General features: G+C 54.9%; 14 protein-coding genes and 2 pseudogenes. 7 read left to right on the forward strand and 9 right to left on the reverse strand.

Annotated features, from left to right (window positions below):
* Positions 1-17: 17 nt before the first annotated feature.
* The 5 genes from MUK72_RS16725 to MUK72_RS16745 form a co-directional block, all read right to left on the reverse strand.
* The gene (locus tag MUK72_RS16725) at positions 18-1,343 is read right to left on the reverse strand and encodes a site-specific integrase (RefSeq protein ID WP_244706386.1); all 1,326 of its coding nucleotides are present in this window, start codon (positions 1,341-1,343) and stop codon (positions 18-20) included.
* 426 nt (positions 1,344-1,769) lie between these two features.
* Complete coding sequence (locus MUK72_RS16730; RefSeq protein ID WP_425311104.1) at positions 1,770-2,963, reverse strand: ISH3 family transposase; 1,194 nt, start codon at positions 2,961-2,963, stop codon at positions 1,770-1,772.
* Between the two features lie 117 nt (positions 2,964-3,080).
* A complete protein-coding gene (locus MUK72_RS16735) occupies positions 3,081-3,254 on the reverse strand; it encodes a division/cell wall cluster transcriptional repressor MraZ (protein ID WP_244706389.1) in 174 nt (57 codons plus the stop codon).
* A gap of 221 nt (positions 3,255-3,475) precedes the next feature.
* Positions 3,476-3,865 (reverse strand): hypothetical protein, encoded by a 390-nt coding sequence (locus tag MUK72_RS16740; protein ID WP_244706391.1) that lies wholly within the window; start codon positions 3,863-3,865, stop codon positions 3,476-3,478.
* A gap of 325 nt (positions 3,866-4,190) precedes the next feature.
* A complete protein-coding gene (locus MUK72_RS16745; protein ID WP_244706393.1) occupies positions 4,191-5,576 on the reverse strand; it encodes an ATP-binding protein in 1,386 nt (461 codons plus the stop codon).
* A 521-nt stretch (positions 5,577-6,097) separates the two neighbouring features.
* On the opposite strand from MUK72_RS16745, the gene MUK72_RS16750 reads away from it, so the two are divergent.
* Both MUK72_RS16750 and MUK72_RS16755 read left to right on the forward strand, forming a co-directional pair.
* Positions 6,098-6,613, forward strand: coding sequence for a hypothetical protein (locus MUK72_RS16750; RefSeq protein ID WP_244706395.1), 516 nt, complete (start codon positions 6,098-6,100; stop codon positions 6,611-6,613).
* A 230-nt stretch (positions 6,614-6,843) separates the two neighbouring features.
* The gene (locus tag MUK72_RS16755) at positions 6,844-7,080 is read left to right on the forward strand and encodes a hypothetical protein (RefSeq protein WP_244706397.1); all 237 of its coding nucleotides are present in this window, start codon (positions 6,844-6,846) and stop codon (positions 7,078-7,080) included.
* A gap of 93 nt (positions 7,081-7,173) precedes the next feature.
* On the opposite strand, the gene MUK72_RS16760 is transcribed toward MUK72_RS16755, so the two are convergent.
* Positions 7,174-7,740, reverse strand: coding sequence for a DUF6166 domain-containing protein (locus MUK72_RS16760; protein WP_244706399.1), 567 nt, complete (start codon positions 7,738-7,740; stop codon positions 7,174-7,176).
* A gap of 184 nt (positions 7,741-7,924) precedes the next feature.
* Between MUK72_RS16760 and MUK72_RS20480 the strand changes: the two are divergent.
* Positions 7,925-8,251 (forward strand): annotated as a pseudogene (locus MUK72_RS20480) (IS66 family transposase); the annotation flags it as partial.
* A 194-nt stretch (positions 8,252-8,445) separates the two neighbouring features.
* Here MUK72_RS20480 and MUK72_RS16765 read toward each other — a convergent pair.
* The gene (locus MUK72_RS16765) at positions 8,446-9,240 is read right to left on the reverse strand and encodes an IS4 family transposase (protein WP_244706401.1); all 795 of its coding nucleotides are present in this window, start codon (positions 9,238-9,240) and stop codon (positions 8,446-8,448) included.
* An 838-nt stretch (positions 9,241-10,078) separates the two neighbouring features.
* On the opposite strand from MUK72_RS16765, the gene MUK72_RS16770 reads away from it, so the two are divergent.
* The gene (locus tag MUK72_RS16770) at positions 10,079-11,404 is read left to right on the forward strand and encodes an orc1/cdc6 family replication initiation protein (protein WP_244706403.1); all 1,326 of its coding nucleotides are present in this window, start codon (positions 10,079-10,081) and stop codon (positions 11,402-11,404) included.
* Between the two features lie 235 nt (positions 11,405-11,639).
* Here MUK72_RS16770 and MUK72_RS16775 read toward each other — a convergent pair whose 3' ends face one another.
* Both MUK72_RS16775 and MUK72_RS16780 read right to left on the reverse strand, forming a co-directional pair.
* A complete protein-coding gene (locus MUK72_RS16775; RefSeq protein ID WP_244706405.1) occupies positions 11,640-12,062 on the reverse strand; it encodes a DUF7970 domain-containing protein in 423 nt (140 codons plus the stop codon).
* Positions 12,062-12,919, reverse strand: coding sequence for a ParA family protein (locus MUK72_RS16780; RefSeq protein ID WP_244706407.1), 858 nt, complete (start codon positions 12,917-12,919; stop codon positions 12,062-12,064). The genes MUK72_RS16775 and MUK72_RS16780 overlap by 1 nt, the downstream gene beginning before the upstream one ends.
* Before the next feature lie 414 nt (positions 12,920-13,333).
* Between MUK72_RS16780 and MUK72_RS16785 the strand changes: the two genes are divergently transcribed.
* From MUK72_RS16785 to MUK72_RS16795, 3 genes and pseudogenes are all read left to right on the forward strand, one after another.
* The gene (locus tag MUK72_RS16785; protein WP_244706409.1) at positions 13,334-13,687 is read left to right on the forward strand and encodes a hypothetical protein; all 354 of its coding nucleotides are present in this window, start codon (positions 13,334-13,336) and stop codon (positions 13,685-13,687) included.
* A gap of 363 nt (positions 13,688-14,050) precedes the next feature.
* Complete coding sequence (locus MUK72_RS16790) at positions 14,051-15,070, forward strand: transposase (RefSeq protein WP_244706411.1); 1,020 nt, start codon at positions 14,051-14,053, stop codon at positions 15,068-15,070.
* A 14-nt stretch (positions 15,071-15,084) separates the two neighbouring features.
* Positions 15,085-15,282 (forward strand): annotated as a pseudogene (locus MUK72_RS16795) (AMP-dependent synthetase); the annotation flags it as partial.
* Between the last annotated feature and the right edge of the window lie 80 nt (positions 15,283-15,362).

Below are 15,362 nucleotides of genomic sequence, written 5' to 3' on the forward strand. Positions count from 1 at the left end.
CTTTTCGATCGAGTCTCTCAGCCACCGAGTTGGCGGAGTTGGTTGGCGAGGGCGTCCGGGTCGTCGACGGCGTCAAGGACTGCGTCCAAGACGGCCGCGTCGCCCTCTGAGAGGTCGGTGTCGCTGTCGAGAGCCCGATCGGTCACCTCGTCCTGGAGGTTGTCGGCAGCCGCGTCGATGTCGTTCTCGATGGCGGGTCCGAACTCCTCCCCACAGCTGGGACAGGCTCGCCAGTCGTCTTGCAGGAGTTCGTTACACGTTGGACAAATTTCGGGGGTGAGGGGGTTGGAGGACTCGGGTTCCTTGATTCCGACAGCCTCCTCGGCAGTCGCAATATGATCGGCGTCGATCACATGCGAGTACGTCGTCTCAAACACTGTCGATCCCTTGACGTGTCCCAAGAGCATCTTGATCGTCTCGGGTCTGAGACCGTAGTCCCGATACATTATCGTAGCGAAATAATGTCTGAAATTATGAGGGTTCGTAGGCTTCTCGATTTCTGCCATCTCCTTCAATCGCCTGAGCAGGCTCTTGGAGGCGGATTTACTCCAGAATTTTTCTGGATTGCCGTAAAAAGATTTGGGGTCGCTGACGAAGAAGAACGGGTTGTCGTGGTCCTTATAGGGGTGGTATCGCTTGTATTGCTGAACGGACTTCTTCGCTCCAAACATCGGGCGTTTGCGGCCACGTCGAAGGGCTCCTTTAAGCCCATCGTACTTGTCGGCGTATTCGGCGTTGAGATAGATGTACCCCTCCTCCACATCGACATCTTCCATTCGCAGCGTTAGCAACGCTGTGACGCGTTGCCCAGTGAAGATCAGAAGTTCGAGGAAGGCTCGATCTCGCTTGGGGAACCTGGTTTCTTCAGCGGCTTGGCGGAGGGCCTGGATGTCGCTATCGTCGAAGAGGTCAGTTTGATCGTGACGCGGCGAACTGTCAGACGAGAAGGTTCTCAAATTCTCTGGTTCGACTCCCAGATCTCGAAACTCGAACAGCAGCTTCAGCGCTCCGACGTAGGTCGCCAGTGTACTATCGCTCTTGCCAGCTTCATCGTGCATCCAGATCAGAACATCGTTGACCTCGTCGGCTGATGTGTCGCTGAAATCGATCCCGTGTGTCGCGTGGATGCGAGTGTTTGCTACGTACCGTTTGGCCGTGTTGAGTGAGAGGGAGACGGCATTTCCGTCTTCGTCGATGATTTGATGCCGAGCTTTTGTTCTGTCAACTGCGTCGGCGTATTCGAGGAGAATGTCGCAGCACTCGGTCGAGATTTCACCTTCATTAGCCAATTCTCTGAGATTCTCACGTTCCAGTTCGATTTGGTGCCCTGGGTTTCGATCCATGAGGTTGCTGGATGCTTCAGAGGGGGAGGCGGAAATACTTTTGGTGCATCTGGTGGGTTGAAATCAGTGTTTTCGACCGGGCTGTATGCTCGAAAATGAGTTCTGAAAGCCAAAACTCGATTTCGAGTTATTAAGGCTCGAATAGTACTGATGTTGGTTGAGTATGATCTGATTGATAAGGGTCGGTTGGAACCGTTTATCGGTACGACCGTCGCTAGTTGTCCACTCTATTAGTTCACGAGACGAGTAAGTGCGTAGCAATCGGCTGTACGTGAAGCGGAGTCCTAGTGTAGCATATACGAGAGGCAGTTCTCCGATGAGAATTTGTCGAGCTACGGACTTCTCGTCGATGACTCTGGGAAAAGTGTGATCACAGAAGATAGCTGTCGCTCCTCGCCGGCCTCGCTTCGGCTGAAGCGAGGCGGCTCAGCCAAACCCGCACTCGCACCCTGCGGGTAATCCAACGCCGTTCGTTTGATATCGATCCTTCCAGCCGAGTTCGTCGTCCAACTCACGTTCGATTCCATGGAGAAACGAATCGTCGAACGTGAACCCCACCGGGAGTGCTCGCCCGCCACGCTGTGGCTGGGCGAGCACTGCCCACTGAACTACGAGCCACAGCTGCTCCAACAGGAAGCCTACACCCACGTAGAACAGCCGAATCTCTGGCGACGGAGCCGTTGTCATCGCACGTGCTTCACGGAATTTCTCGTAGCTCTTCTCGATCTGTGAGCGCTTGTCGTACACTGATGCTACCTGCGCCGGCGTGCGGTCTTCCAGACCGTACGCCGCGTAGCCGGTCGTCTTCACACCCGATTTGCCTCGATCACCGTTCTGGTAGGTGACGTTCACCGCCAGCGGGTACGTCTGTTCGTACTGCTTGCCTTCACAGATCGTCTCCTCGGTCATGTACGACGCGTTCACCGATAGTTTCTCTCGAAGCGAGTCTTTCCCGGTCTTGACCGGGAAAATGGGCGGAGCAGTCTCCCGCAGCACGCCGATCAGCTTTCCGGCATAGGCCTCACGGTCGATAAGGATGCGTTCGACCTCGAAGGGATACGTCTCGACGCGGGCGAGCACGCGCTCGACCGCGTCAGCCTTGCTGTCATCACCGTCGACCGGTTCGATCGCCAGCGTGAGCGGCTTTCCACAGGCGATTACGAACGCTGTGCAGTAACAGTGACACTGCGTCGTTCCATCTCGGGGAGCCATTCGTCTGAGTTCGTCTTCGTCGTTCTCTGGCTCGCCATGGTACGGGTTGTTCATGAAATCGATACAGATGGTTCTCGACCCGCCGCGGTCGAGAACCGACATCGCCAGCGTGGCGAGGATATCGTTTACAGCCTCCAACACCGGCTCTTTCTCAAGGGTATGGAGCCAGTCCATCACGGGCTCTCGGTTCGGCGTCTTGTCTGTGTGGGTCGTGACTCCGTTGATTGACGTCGTTCCGACGGCTGCACGGAGAACGACTTCCATAATATCGCCGGAATCGAGGGACGAGCCCTCGATTCCTGGCATCGGTATCAACGCGAGCAACTCCAGAGAAAGCGTCTTGAGCTGGCTGTTCGTAATGAACTCGTCTGGATCTGTGAGCACCTGCTTCAACACAGGAAATCTCATGCCACAAATCCGGACAGCGGATGAATCAGGTCACTGATTCATCTGCTCTCACACTGCATTTGTCAGTAGCTGAGCCGTTTGGCCAGAGTGGACAACTAGCGACACTCAGCGGCAGCTTTAGGACTCACCCCCGTCGTCTTCGTCGAGGTAGGTCACTTTCTCGGCAGTGAATTTGACCAGTGCCTCGCGGTTGTCAATCGTGAGCGCCTGTCGGATCTCCTGTGGGATTACTAGTCGCCCTTTCTCGTCGACCTTCTTGCTGAACTCTATCTGGTCTTCTGGCGCGCTCATCTTGTCCCGATAATTGGATTGAAGACAGTAATAATTCTTTGGGTCGGATATCTGGATGTGGATTAACGGATCAAAAAGAGTGATTGGTTGAGACCGGGTCGTAGCAGTTCGGCGAAGTGAGCGTTGGTATCGAGCGCGCCGCAGAGGCCTTCGCTAGTCAGGATCAGCGTGAAGTGGCTATCTTTATCAAGATTGCTACTGGATCGCTCTGCGTCCTTCCCCTATCTTTGTGGATTCACTGGAGCGATATATTCGTTCTTCCAAGTATCTCCCTCCCGCCACTGCCAGTAGTAGTACCGGTACGATTTCTCGCTTGTTTCCTTTGTTGTCTTCACCGTGATGTATGCTCCGGTAGCCGGGGCATCTTCGTAGTCCTCTGGATCTGTCGAGATATCGCGTTCGTACAGCTCCCCGAGTTCTTCTTCATCGACTTGTTCTTCCGCTCGTCGGCGTTCGAGTTCGCCTTGGCGGTGTTGACGTTTCCATTCTGCCAAGTCAGCCGCGTACGCTGCGACTGCTTCCAGACGTTCCGGTGATTGACTCTCAAGCGGCTCGCGAAGATACTTCGGCAACTCCGGTGCTGGCGGTTTCTCCAAGCGACTTTCGTTCATAGTTACCCCACTATCGGCGTACTACATCAATATGTGGGGTAACTCTGGCAGTAGCAGGATGCCCCTCCGTTATCGAAGTGTAAACCGCACCTCTCGGTCTACTGCGGTTAAATATCATATATGATTGATGAATGTAAGGTGCATCTCGATATTCACCCTCATAGAACGGTGCACTTGGGATTCCTTCCGTGATGATCGGATTCACATTCTCCGTTACCCCACTCCAAGTGTATGGTCTACTTTGTGGGGTAACTTTGTTACTCTCTCTGGGATTTGTAGTCCTGTGTGGCGAATTTCACGCCGGAAATGCTGATGTCAGGTTTTCTTACCCGACAATATTGCTTAGTGTGAACAACGAGAGGTCCTCTCGTTCAACAGCGGTACTCTGCAGTCCGTCGGAGAACCCGGATCGACAGAAACAGCAGTAGTGAAGCGTCGGCTCCCCACCGACATCCGGTGTCCATTGAACCTCTCGTGCCGCCCGTTCGAGGTCGGCGAGATCGCCTTCAGTCATCTGCCGCGACGTGTATTTGCACTCACCGGCGACGAGCGTCCCGTCACTCCCGAGGCCGACGACATCGAGCTCGTTGTCCCGATGCCACCAGTAGCCAATTCCCTGGTATGTGTTCGGCACCAGCGACGGAAGTGCATTCTGACAGACGATCTCGAACACCGGGCCCATGTACTCTGTGAACGTCGGCTCAACGACCTCCTCGTAGGCCGCATCCCCGAGTTGCGCGAGCTTTCCCATTTGCCCATATACATAGCGGAACCAGAATCGGAAGAGTGGTTCCTTCAGTCGATACCGGCTTTTACGCGTTGCATTCGGGTTTGCTGTGACCGGAACATCTCGCTCGACGAGCCGTAACCGCCGGAGTTTCGAGAGGTACGACCCGAGGCTGTTCGAGTCGACACCGGCGAAGTTCGCGATCTCGTTGGTTTCGCGATTCCCGGTGGCGATCGCCCGGAGAATCGTATAGTACGTTCGGGGCTCGCGAATGCCGAACTCCGTTCGCAACAGGAACTCGGGCTCGTTGTGCAGGACGCCGTGTTCCGAGAGGATTTGCGATTGAATGTTCTCTCCGACCGTCGTGGACGGATCGAGAGCGCGAAGGTAATACGGCGTTCCTCCGAAGATACCCCAGGACTGGATCGTCGTGTCTGGGCCGTCGGATGGATAGAACCGTCTCGCATCGTTGATCGACAATGGCGGGAGATCAATGGCACCCGTTCGTCGCCCGTAGAGTGGACTGCCACCACCGAGGACCTTCTCCTCCATGACGCTGATCGATGATCCAACGAGGACGAGGGTCATGCTGGTATCTTCGAGATCGGTGTCCCAGACGCGCTGGATCTTCGAGGGGAGTGCCTCGTCAGACTCGACGAGATACGGAAACTCGTCGAGGACGACGACCGCATTTTGTCGACCGAGTGCCCGCAGGAGCGCTTCCCAGTCGCGCTGGATGTCTGCGAGAACGGGGAACGTCTCGCTGGCCGTCGCGACAAAATCGGCGAGTTGAACGTCGGGAGTCTCCTCGGTGGCTTGCCAATAGACGGCGTCGCCGACATCGGCCGCTGCTTTACGAACGAGAGCACTCTTGCCGAGCCGCCTCCGGCCATAGATGACAAGTAGTTCGGCGGTTTCGCTCTGAAACGCTGTTTTGAGCGTCTCACGTTCGTGTTCACGATTGACGAACTGTTGCTGTACCATACTCTCGCTTCTGGACAGAAGAAGATAATACTGACGATTATCTAAATCGAGATTTTGTTACTGTAGATTTTGCCGTTGTGAATGCTGGCGACGATCTAGCTCTCGGTGCATCGATATTCGATACAGCCGGTCCGCCAGAAATTTGGTTTGGGCGTACCTTGAGAACGGATTAAGAAGATACCGTCAGTCGGGGATATCCTCGCATTCATTAGAATCTGTTGCGATCTCACGTTCCTGCAAGTTCTTGTGACCGTTGCCGGTGACGCGCTCGGTTTCGTAACGTTGCTGTTTTTCGCACTCGCATTGCTTGTGTTTCCAGTCGACAAGTTCGCTGGCGTAGACGGTGATTTAATTTGGGTTCTCGGGTGATTGGTGCTCAATCATCTTGCAGACATACGCTGGCAACTCCGGCGGGACGAGACGTTTGTCCCTATCCATAGTTACCCCACTAACCGTTCAGAATTTGAGAGCGTGGGGTAACTACAGATAGGCGTGTTCCCAAGGGTGGAGAACCTGTACCAGTGGAAGTGCCGTCAATTCTAGGACGAGGTCAGCATGATATCGAGAGTGATGGGGTCGACCGCATCGGAAGAGTGGCCCCAGCCAGTACCGATCGGCTCACGTCCGGGATTGAGGCCGTACTCCTCAGTGAGGGTGTCGTGGGCGTCCCGGGGAGTTTCCAGCCGTCTTCGATGTCGCCGATTCGCAGTGGCCGTGATCAACGGCGACGTGACGGAGCGGGCGGCGGGGAATTGGGTATCGTCGGGGAGGAAGCCCTCCTGTTTGGCGTATTGCCATGCAGCGAACACCTCGGCATCATCGAGGCGTCTATTAGGGCTATCGGGTGGGCGCTCGTCGGCGTCTCACAGAAGGTACGTGAGCGCGTTGTAGGCGGCTTTGTACTTGTGGTCGTAAGAGACGTCGTGCTCGTCGATGACGACGAAATACGTCTCGCTCTCGCCGTGATAGCCCAAGGGATTCGGATCCTGATAGTCGACATCGAGACTACTCGTATCGCGAATATCGAGGTCGAATAGGGCTGAGTAGCCGGAGTCAGAACTGTCGTCACCGAGCGGATCGAGCCGGTCGCGCGTGGTAGCGTCGATCGCGGCGTCCTGTGGGTCATGAACGGGATGCTCTCGGGCGGGCTTCGCGCTGGCGAGTACGGAGTTGAGCGAGCCGTCGTCGATCCATCGTTGGGGTAGTCGTTGAGGTTGACCTTATCGAGGTCGGGTCACGGGAGTTCGGCGAACTCGGCGTCGATATCGTGTTCGGCGAGATAGGCGACGGTATCGAGCACGCCGCAGAGACCCTCGCCAGAGTGGGTCAGTGTGAGCCGTCCGTTCTCGTCGAGATCGCTGCTGGGCCGCTCGGCGTCCTGGATGACGTACGCGCGTCGGCCATCACGTCTTGGGGACCGTCGGCGGCGAACAGAACCGGTGTGCCGGTCTCGGCGGCCAGCCCGTCGAGCGCCTCGGTCGGAAAGCCGAGCGCGGCCGAGTGAATGCCTTCGACATCTGCTGGATCGGCTCGCGGCGTTTCGTGAGAGTCCCGACGGAATAACAGGACACGAATGAGTTCTGTTGCGCACTTTTGATCAAGAGTCGGATTCACATCTGTCTACGTAATTTTTGATTTCTATAGCAGATAACCCCCATGTGTCAGAAAAGTCTGATACGAGATCTTTACAGAACCGTTCTCTCCATTCGTTGGCTTTGTCGTCTCCAACGACATCAGCAAGCATCGCCACGGACAGGTGGAGCGGACCATTGCCATAGTATCCCCATTCAAAGGCCGGAGTTTCTTGCTTGACAAGATCAGTACGCGGGCCGAGAGATTCTCCGTTGACTGTCACTTTGTTCCAGCCCTCGTCCGTCCGCTCGCCTCGATACACGCGATAATCACTTCTGAGTTCCTCAGGATCCGTATCATTATCAACGACAGCTACACCTTCAGATGTGATGTCATAATAAGGGTCGCCAAGATCCTCACGATTGAGAAGCCCTTCATCTGCAAGCTTCCTACATCTTTTGTTCACATAGTTTCGCTCATAGTCTATATTAGTAGCTATATTCCCTGCGGTAAGTTGGAGAGTTGGAATAGTATCAAGTAATTCTAAGATCGCGATATCAACTGGTCGCATCCACGCTACGCGCTCATGCATAGGAGAACAACTGAATCGGATATATTTAAAGTGCCTCAAGATTCTCGACGGTAAGCGTTCATTCCACTCCGTGGTGCGAATGGCAAGTAACTCGAGATTCGAGAGGTAGTCCGTAGGTGTTTAGCGGAACAGTCGAGTCGAAATCGTAGCTCTCAGGGAAGAGTAGGACGAACGGCTGCTAATCGTGCTTTCCGGGCCTGACGGATCGCCGGGTCGTTCGACCTCGGCGATCCGTTCTGCGGGTCGGACGATCCTTCCTCAGCGAGATCTCGCTCTTCTCGCTGAGAACGCGTTTCTTCGTCAGCAAAACGCCGCCCAAAACGAACGAATCGAGGAGCTTGAAAACCGCCTCAAGAAGTACGAAAATGCTCACACGCCGTCCAGCCAACAGGACGGTGCCGGACAACAGCCACAGAATGAGGAGTCGGAGCAAGACGAGGAAAATGACGAAGCTGGCGGCGACTCCGACGCCGCCAGCGACTCCTCGTCCGGACCTGGACGCAACCCTGGTCCATCCGTTCTAGGCTAATCCTGTTGTGACCGAGACGAATTGGTCAGGAATCTGCTTTTCCAATCGGAGAATGCAATCGGTCGCTGGATCAGAGCCCGTTGAGGAGCGCTCACCGGCGTGAGCGCTCCGAAATTCTCGACAAACGCGAGTGATGTAGCTAAGGAGTCCCGCGAATCCAGCCCGATCACGCCGGATTACGCGAGGTCAGCGTCGAACGGTTCGTACTGCACCTCGTCAAGCAACGAGATGCGGTGCGTGTTCGGGTCTAGCGCATCGTTCATCAGCGATTCGACCAACTTTGGCGGCTCGTAGCCGAGTCGCTCGGCGACTCGGCGGAGAATCCGGTCACTGTGCCGTCCGAACGCTCGCGCCCACCGTTCCCGAGGCAGGAGCGACGACGCTTCCACGTCGTCGCTCTCCTCGTCCTGCTGTGCTTCGATGATCTCGATGAACAGTTCTCTGAGCGTGCGGCTCACGATGAGCGAGAGCAGCCTGATCAGGATCAACGCCTCCACAACCTCCGGTTTTCCCGAGTTGATTTCGTCAAGTCCGTACGTGGTCTTGAGCTCTCGGAAGAGAAGTTCCACCTCCCAGCGCGCCTGATAGAGCTTCGCGATATCAGGCGCGCTGTAGTCCTCAGCGGACAGATTCGTGATGTAGAGATGATACCGTTCTTCCTCGTCGTTCCAGACGCCGACGACACGGAACGTCTCGACGGCACGGCTGCGCGTGCCGTTGTAGATGCGTCGTTTGAATCCGACTTCACCGTCGACGTCGATGACGTCGCGGTGAAGATCATCGAGAATGTCCTGTACCTGCTTGCCTTCGAGGGAAATGGCGTCACCACGCCATTTCCTGTATTTAGCCGTTATCTCCGGGTTTGCGTTGGATCTGAGCCGCGTGAGGAACCAGCCGCCGTTGGCGTCGATCAGGTCCATCGTCCGATAATCGAAGTATGCCTGGTCGAACAGCAGCAACGTGTTCTCCACCCATGGACCAGTAGCGAGTTGAACGGATGCGTTGCCCGGCCATGTCGGGATGCTCAGCGGCCCCGCGTAGTGCCGGCAATATCTGACTGATGAGAGAGTGCGGGTGTCTCTGATGGGACTGAACGCGTGCCCTTGTCGAGCGCATCCGTACAGTCCCGGTGGTTCTGCTTACACCGGACACACCCACACCTCTATCGATTTGTTCCAACGGGAAAGGGAAGGGGGGCTGAAAATCAGGTGGGAAACGGTTGTATGAGAATACAGGTTGAACCCGCTTCTCTCCGGCTTTGACGTCTACATAGCACGTATTCATCTGATTAGAGTCACCACGCGTAAACCAAGCAAAACAAATCGATAGGGGTGTGTGTATTACATCAACCTAGAGTGAATTACGTCTATCTAGACCAAGGATAGACTAGAACTAGAATAGAGAGAGAAAAAACGCGGTAGCAAAGAGAGAAATGAGTGCGGTATCAACCGAGACAACAGGGTTGGATCACGGATAACATGAGTAGAGATCCCATGTGGACCGCTACGAGAATTTTCCCTAATCGAGATCTCGCGTCTCATCCCAACCCGTGTTTGGTCTTCACCCTCTCCCCCCCCTCCCCACACTCATTCCTCCAGAACAAATCGATAGGGGTGTGGGTGTGTTCGAGATCTCATTATTCAACGACACCACTGCCGCACAGCATAGTTTATCATGCAGCACAAACAAATCGCTGGAGGTCGAGATAAGAAATATTTTAAAGACTCTAAACACCGTCCTTGGCTACTATGACGACTAGAAAGAAATCGATAAGGGAAGATTTTTGTGTTGTGAATGACTGCCACGAATATGCCTACGGAGCACAGTTCGGGCGAATCCACTGAATCGATCGGTTCGATCAAGAATCTCATTCTGGAACAAGAAGAAGCCGCGAACCTAATCAAGAAGCGATCATTGCTCGAACCGAATGAGATCGTTGACGAGAAACGTATCGTGGGTCGTGATATACAGCTCACCAATATAACACAGCACCTTCGCGTCGCGATCGGCAACGAGCAACCACCCAACCTCTTTCTCTACGGACCATCCGGGACGGGAAAGTCGCTTATCATCAACGCTGTCTGTAAGAACATCCTCGAACTCTGCGAGAGTCGCGACATTCGCTTTGGTGTCATCCAGATGAACTGCCAGAACGTGGGCACTCTCGGCTCAGCCGTCTATGAACTTGCACGGAAGGTGGCAAACGACGTCGGGGCGACCGTGGAAGTCCCCGAGCACGGTATCCCGAACAAAAAGAAATGGCGCGAGCTCTACCGTCTCATTAACGAACACTACGACACGATCGTGTTCATCCTTGATGAACTGGATATGCTCGTCGGTCGGCGTGACATGGACGAACCAGCGTTTTCACGCCTTCTCTATCAGCTCTCTCGCGCCGGTAGCACGGACGAAATCACTGCTCAAGTCTCAGTGACTGCGATCACCAATGATACGCGGATGATGGAAAACGTCGGGAGCCGTGCGCTCAGTTCGTTTACACCTGAAGACGTACATTTCAGCGATTACGACGCGAGCCAACTCAGGGAAATCCTCCAAGCACGCCGAGACGCGTTCTATGAGAGCGCACTCAGTGGTGACGTCATTCCGCTTGCTGCGGCATTCGCCGCACAAACCAATGGTGACGCCCGAAAAGCGATCGACCTGCTACGAACGGCGGGTTCACTCGCTGAGAAAGCAAACGTGGATAGCGTCCGTGAAACCCACATTCGAGAGGCACAAAACAAGGTCGAACGAAATCGGGTTCTAGAGGTGACCCGTGGCATCAGCACCCAAAAAAAGCTCTGTCTCTTTGCAACGGCGGCTGTCGCCTGCGAGACCGGTACGGGTGCGGCGAAAAGCCCTGCCGGCTACGTAGTTTATCAGTATCTCACGGATACTCTCGGGTCGACACAGTACCATCAAGAAACGTATGTAAACAAGATGAAAGAGCTCACTACGTACTCGTTGGTCGAGACTGAACGACAGAGCCAGGGGCCTCATTCCGGAAGTTATCTTGAGTTCACCTTCGGTGAGAACCCGGAGACAATCATCGAGACGTTACAGAAGGATTCTCGGTTCAACAACGTCGATGAGAATGAACTCCGTGTTGTCGTCAACGCACAACTCGGTAAGTGAGATCCTTTCCAGAGTGAGTTCGCTTCAGAACAAATCGATAGAGGTGAGAGGGTCCAACTGAATGTCTCTACTTACGCTACCGGAACAAATCGATAGGGGTGGGTCTGCCGTACTATTTGGACTTTCGTTGCACCGCAAAACCTGCTACAAGAACTGATCGTCCACAGTGAGTCCAACAGTTATTCGCCAGCAACAGAGCCTTGCCCTTCAGAACGGGGAGAATGCCGATAGTCCGTTATCTCTCCAGATCGTATCCCCACTCTCGAAGCACTGTTGCGACGAGTCCGGGATTTCGCTGTGCAACGATCATCGCCGCCTCCCTGTAATCGGACTTATAGACGTTCTCACCGAGTGTTTCCTCAAGTGTTGTTTGCAACTCTCCTTCAGCCTCGATGACGTCCTCTCGAAGGAAGTATGGCACCTGTTCGCGTCCCTCATTTACTTTTTCCCGGCGGAGTTTGTACGGGATTGACTCCATGCGCGGTCGATCAACCGTTTTTGCCTTATCTGCCGGGGACTGTTCTTCATTTCCGATTCGTTCTGCACTCGATTCGCTGGGGGCCGTTCCCCCGTGGTTTCGCTCTCGGCGGTCCGACTGTTTGGGTTCGCTTTCGCCATCGTCGTAGCCCGCATCGCGCGAGCCCGATTTGAGTCCCATCAGGCGATAACCTCCTTGGTTTCGAGTCCGACCTCGGCTTCGAGGTGGCGAGCGAGTTCGTCGAACTGCTCTAAGGTGTGAAGTTCGTAGTCACGCTTTCGGCTTCGATGCTGTTCGATATACGTGTACGGACTGCACTGCTGTTTCCAACAGCCCTCCATGAGCGAGCCGCGCTCGCCGATCACGACGGGAACCGAAAATCCGCTCTCTCGAAGTTCTTCAAGGATTTCTTCTTGATCACGCGTGTCTTTATACCCGATCGGGACGACCGCGAGAACGCCAACATCGACGTCGACGCTTGCTTCGAGACCACCGACGAGATTGTCGAGACCGTCGATCGACTCTTGACCCTTCGCCGTGGCCTCAAACGGAATGACGACGTTGCGAACGGCAACGAGTGCGTTATAGAGTAACGGGCCGGCCTTCCCAGCTGAATCGATGATGACGACATCATAGCGTCCGTGAACATCCGCTTCGTTCAAAACACGATGGAGCTGGTGATACATACTGTAGGATTCACCGAGTTTCTCCGCCTGGTCTTTTTCGTTTAGGAGGAACTCATGAACATCTTCGAGCATGTTGTGAGATGGAACGAGATCGACACCATGTTCGACGCTGTGGGTGAGATCAGCGAAGGTTCCCTTGGGCCGTCCGACGAGATGCCGAACGAGGTTGTCGGTGGTCGGATCCCCACGGTTGTACTCGGGCCCGAAGAGATAGCTCAGGCTCCCGTTCTGTGTGTCCAGGTCGATCGCAAGGACATCGTTGCCTGCCCGAGCGTGACTGACGGCGAGCGTCGCTGCCGTCGTTGTCTTTCCTACCCCACCTGCTTCCGACACAGGAGCATACGTCAACATACGTGTGTAGTTGTAGAGCGTGTGTATAAAACTTAGTCAGACAAGGTAGCTACGCCGCTCAACTATATCACATAGCTATACTCTATGACTATACCATATAGTTATACTCTATGATTGTATCACATGGCTATACTTCATAGCGTATTTTATTAACGGAACATCACAAGCATAACCACATACACAGGCCGATCCGTAATGGGAAGTACAGCTAAAATTCACAGTCAGTTGTAGGGATTGGCAGCTATTTTCATAGAGTACGCGGGACGTTACTGTTCACGTTGCTCGGTAGCCTTATCACGCCGAAACGGGATAGAGTTGTAATTCGTTTTCTGATACTTCATGCCGCGCTTCGGCCTTCTCTCGGACTCTTACCAACAATTTTAATACAGTATGGTTCCAATTGTTGGTAAGAAAATGAGCCGAACGACTGATGTCGACACGCCCGAACCCGCCCCACCTACTGACGTCGCGACATACGTTTATGAACCGATCGTACGTCAAGATAACGAGACGCTGCGAGAAATTGCCGCGTGGTGTAACGACCTCGCCGATCACCGCGAAGCGCAACCGATCGAGGCCGACCTCGATGAGGGCGATACGATGGTCGACGTTGAGAAGAACGAGGTTGGAGAGGGCCTGATCGTCTCGAAACTTCAGCAGTGCGGAAAAGACTGCGGTGGCTGTCCACACGGTCCCTACGACTGGCGTGTCACCGGGTCGGGAACCGATCGCAACTGGGAGTGCCTCGGGCGAACCGACGAGCGCTGACTGCGTTCTTACCAACAGTTTAAACGCCGTGTTCCTCAAAATCGTTGGTAAGAAGCACCGAAACACCGGGGCCAAGAGGATCACCCGCTTCTGCCGCGTCCGGACAGCTGCTATTGGGACATCCCGTTGATGCGACGTTGCTCGATGTCGATGACGAAGAATCAGTCGATGACGGCGAGATCGGTGAGATTGCCGTCTTGGTCGACCCGCTGGGGATTTCGACGGCTACTACGGGAAACTCTACCTCGAAGAGCAGACCCTTGGATGATTACTATCGGACCGGCGAGACCCTGTTCGGTAATTGATCGTGGTTCATGATCGGGTCGCCGTCTGCTGATTCTATGAACGAATGAGACGGCAAAAGTGGCCGGCAGTAGCAGTTTAAGTATGTCCTCTCAAACTGCCTCGCCGGCCGATGTGTTGGATGACACGCCGGTTGCAAAGGTGCTCCGATCGGCAAAGCGCCGCGTCATCGCGGCGCTTGACCTCGATTTTCTCGATGAGTGGATGGACAACGGTCCCGGACGAAATCCGAAGTACGACCGATCACAGATGCTCCGCGGGCTGCTGCTCTGTACGGCCGAAGTCAAGTTCCAGTTCCGCGAACTCGAGGAATGTTTCGACTCGATGATCGGGCGTCTCATCTGCGAGTTCGACGATGAGACGCCCGTCCTCAGCACTATCTGGGAGTGTTGGAACAGGCTCCAACCCTACATTCAGCGCGTCTTCGACCGAATCGTGCAGTTGCTCGATTCGGTCGGCCTCTATGGCGATCGCTTCGCATTCGATTCAACGCATCTCCCGTGTTCACGCACCGATCCTGACGGTGTGTGGATGTGGGAATCAGCTTCCGAGGAGTGGGTCTACGGCTACGGATTGCTCGTCGCGGTCGACTGCGCCAGCGATCTCCCCGCTGGCGCAGTCGTGGTCCAGCGTAAACAACACCCAGAAACCGCGACGCTCGAATGCTTCGAGCGTCTCATCGTCAACACGGACGTCACGACTGTTCTCGGCGATTCGGCGTTTGATACGCTGGAGTTTCACGACCGGTGTGTAGACCGGCAGATCCTGCCGGTCTGCACGTACAACCCGCGGAATACTGCCGATCCGCTCGACATCGTGTTCCGGATCGAAGCATTTGCCGAAGAGAGCGATATCCAGCTCGACCGTACTGCACTACAGGACGCGTTCGACGGCAGAATCGCCGTCGAACGCTTTTTCAGCACGGCCAAAGAGGACGACCGCCGCCTCAGCTTCCGCGTACAAGGCCGTCAGCGGGTAGAAACACACGTCGGTCTGGTGCTGATCGACCGCCTCCTCACCGCACTAGCGAACCGCCTCGACAACCCAACCGCCAACCTCAGGAAAGCGAAGCCGTGGTAATTACCGAACAGGGTCATCGGACCGGCGATCTTGCTACACGTGATGAGGGCGGATATTTCTTCTTCGAAGGTCGCGCCGATGACATCATCATCCCCTCTAGCTACCGGATCGGGCCGTTCGAGGTTGAGGATGCACTCGTCGATCACGAGGCCGTTACCGAGGCCGCCGCAGTCGCCAGCCTCCACGACGAGCGCGGGACTGTGGTCAAAGCATAACGATCATCTCCTTGAACATCACGGCGAGTTGTTTCAGAAATCACCATTCACCTGATTCAGAGGTAGTCGATTAGCAA

Source organism: Halococcus dombrowskii (assembly GCF_022870485.1).
Taxonomy (GTDB): Archaea; Halobacteriota; Halobacteria; order Halobacteriales; family Halococcaceae; genus Halococcus; species Halococcus morrhuae.

Bases quoted from the DNA above. Each gene is read 5' to 3' on its own strand.
- MUK72_RS16725 (WP_244706386.1), bottom strand. From the start codon at position 1,343: ATGGATCGAAACCCAGGGCACCAAATCGAACTGGAACGTGAGAATCTC.
- MUK72_RS16730 (WP_425311104.1), bottom strand. From the start codon at position 2,963: ATGAGATTTCCTGTGTTGAAGCAGGTGCTCACAGATCCAGACGAGTTC.
- MUK72_RS16735 (WP_244706389.1), bottom strand. From the start codon at position 3,254: ATGAGCGCGCCAGAAGACCAGATAGAGTTCAGCAAGAAGGTCGACGAG.
- MUK72_RS16740 (WP_244706391.1), bottom strand. From the start codon at position 3,865: ATGAACGAAAGTCGCTTGGAGAAACCGCCAGCACCGGAGTTGCCGAAG.
- MUK72_RS16745 (WP_244706393.1), bottom strand. From the start codon at position 5,576: ATGGTACAGCAACAGTTCGTCAATCGTGAACACGAACGTGAGACGCTC.
- MUK72_RS16760 (WP_244706399.1), bottom strand. From the start codon at position 7,740: ATGCATGAGCGCGTAGCGTGGATGCGACCAGTTGATATCGCGATCTTA.
- MUK72_RS16770 (WP_244706403.1), top strand. From the start codon at position 10,079: ATGCCTACGGAGCACAGTTCGGGCGAATCCACTGAATCGATCGGTTCG.
- MUK72_RS16775 (WP_244706405.1), bottom strand. From the start codon at position 12,062: ATGGGACTCAAATCGGGCTCGCGCGATGCGGGCTACGACGATGGCGAA.
- MUK72_RS16780 (WP_244706407.1), bottom strand. From the start codon at position 12,919: ATGTTGACGTATGCTCCTGTGTCGGAAGCAGGTGGGGTAGGAAAGACA.
- MUK72_RS16785 (WP_244706409.1), top strand. From the start codon at position 13,334: ATGAGCCGAACGACTGATGTCGACACGCCCGAACCCGCCCCACCTACT.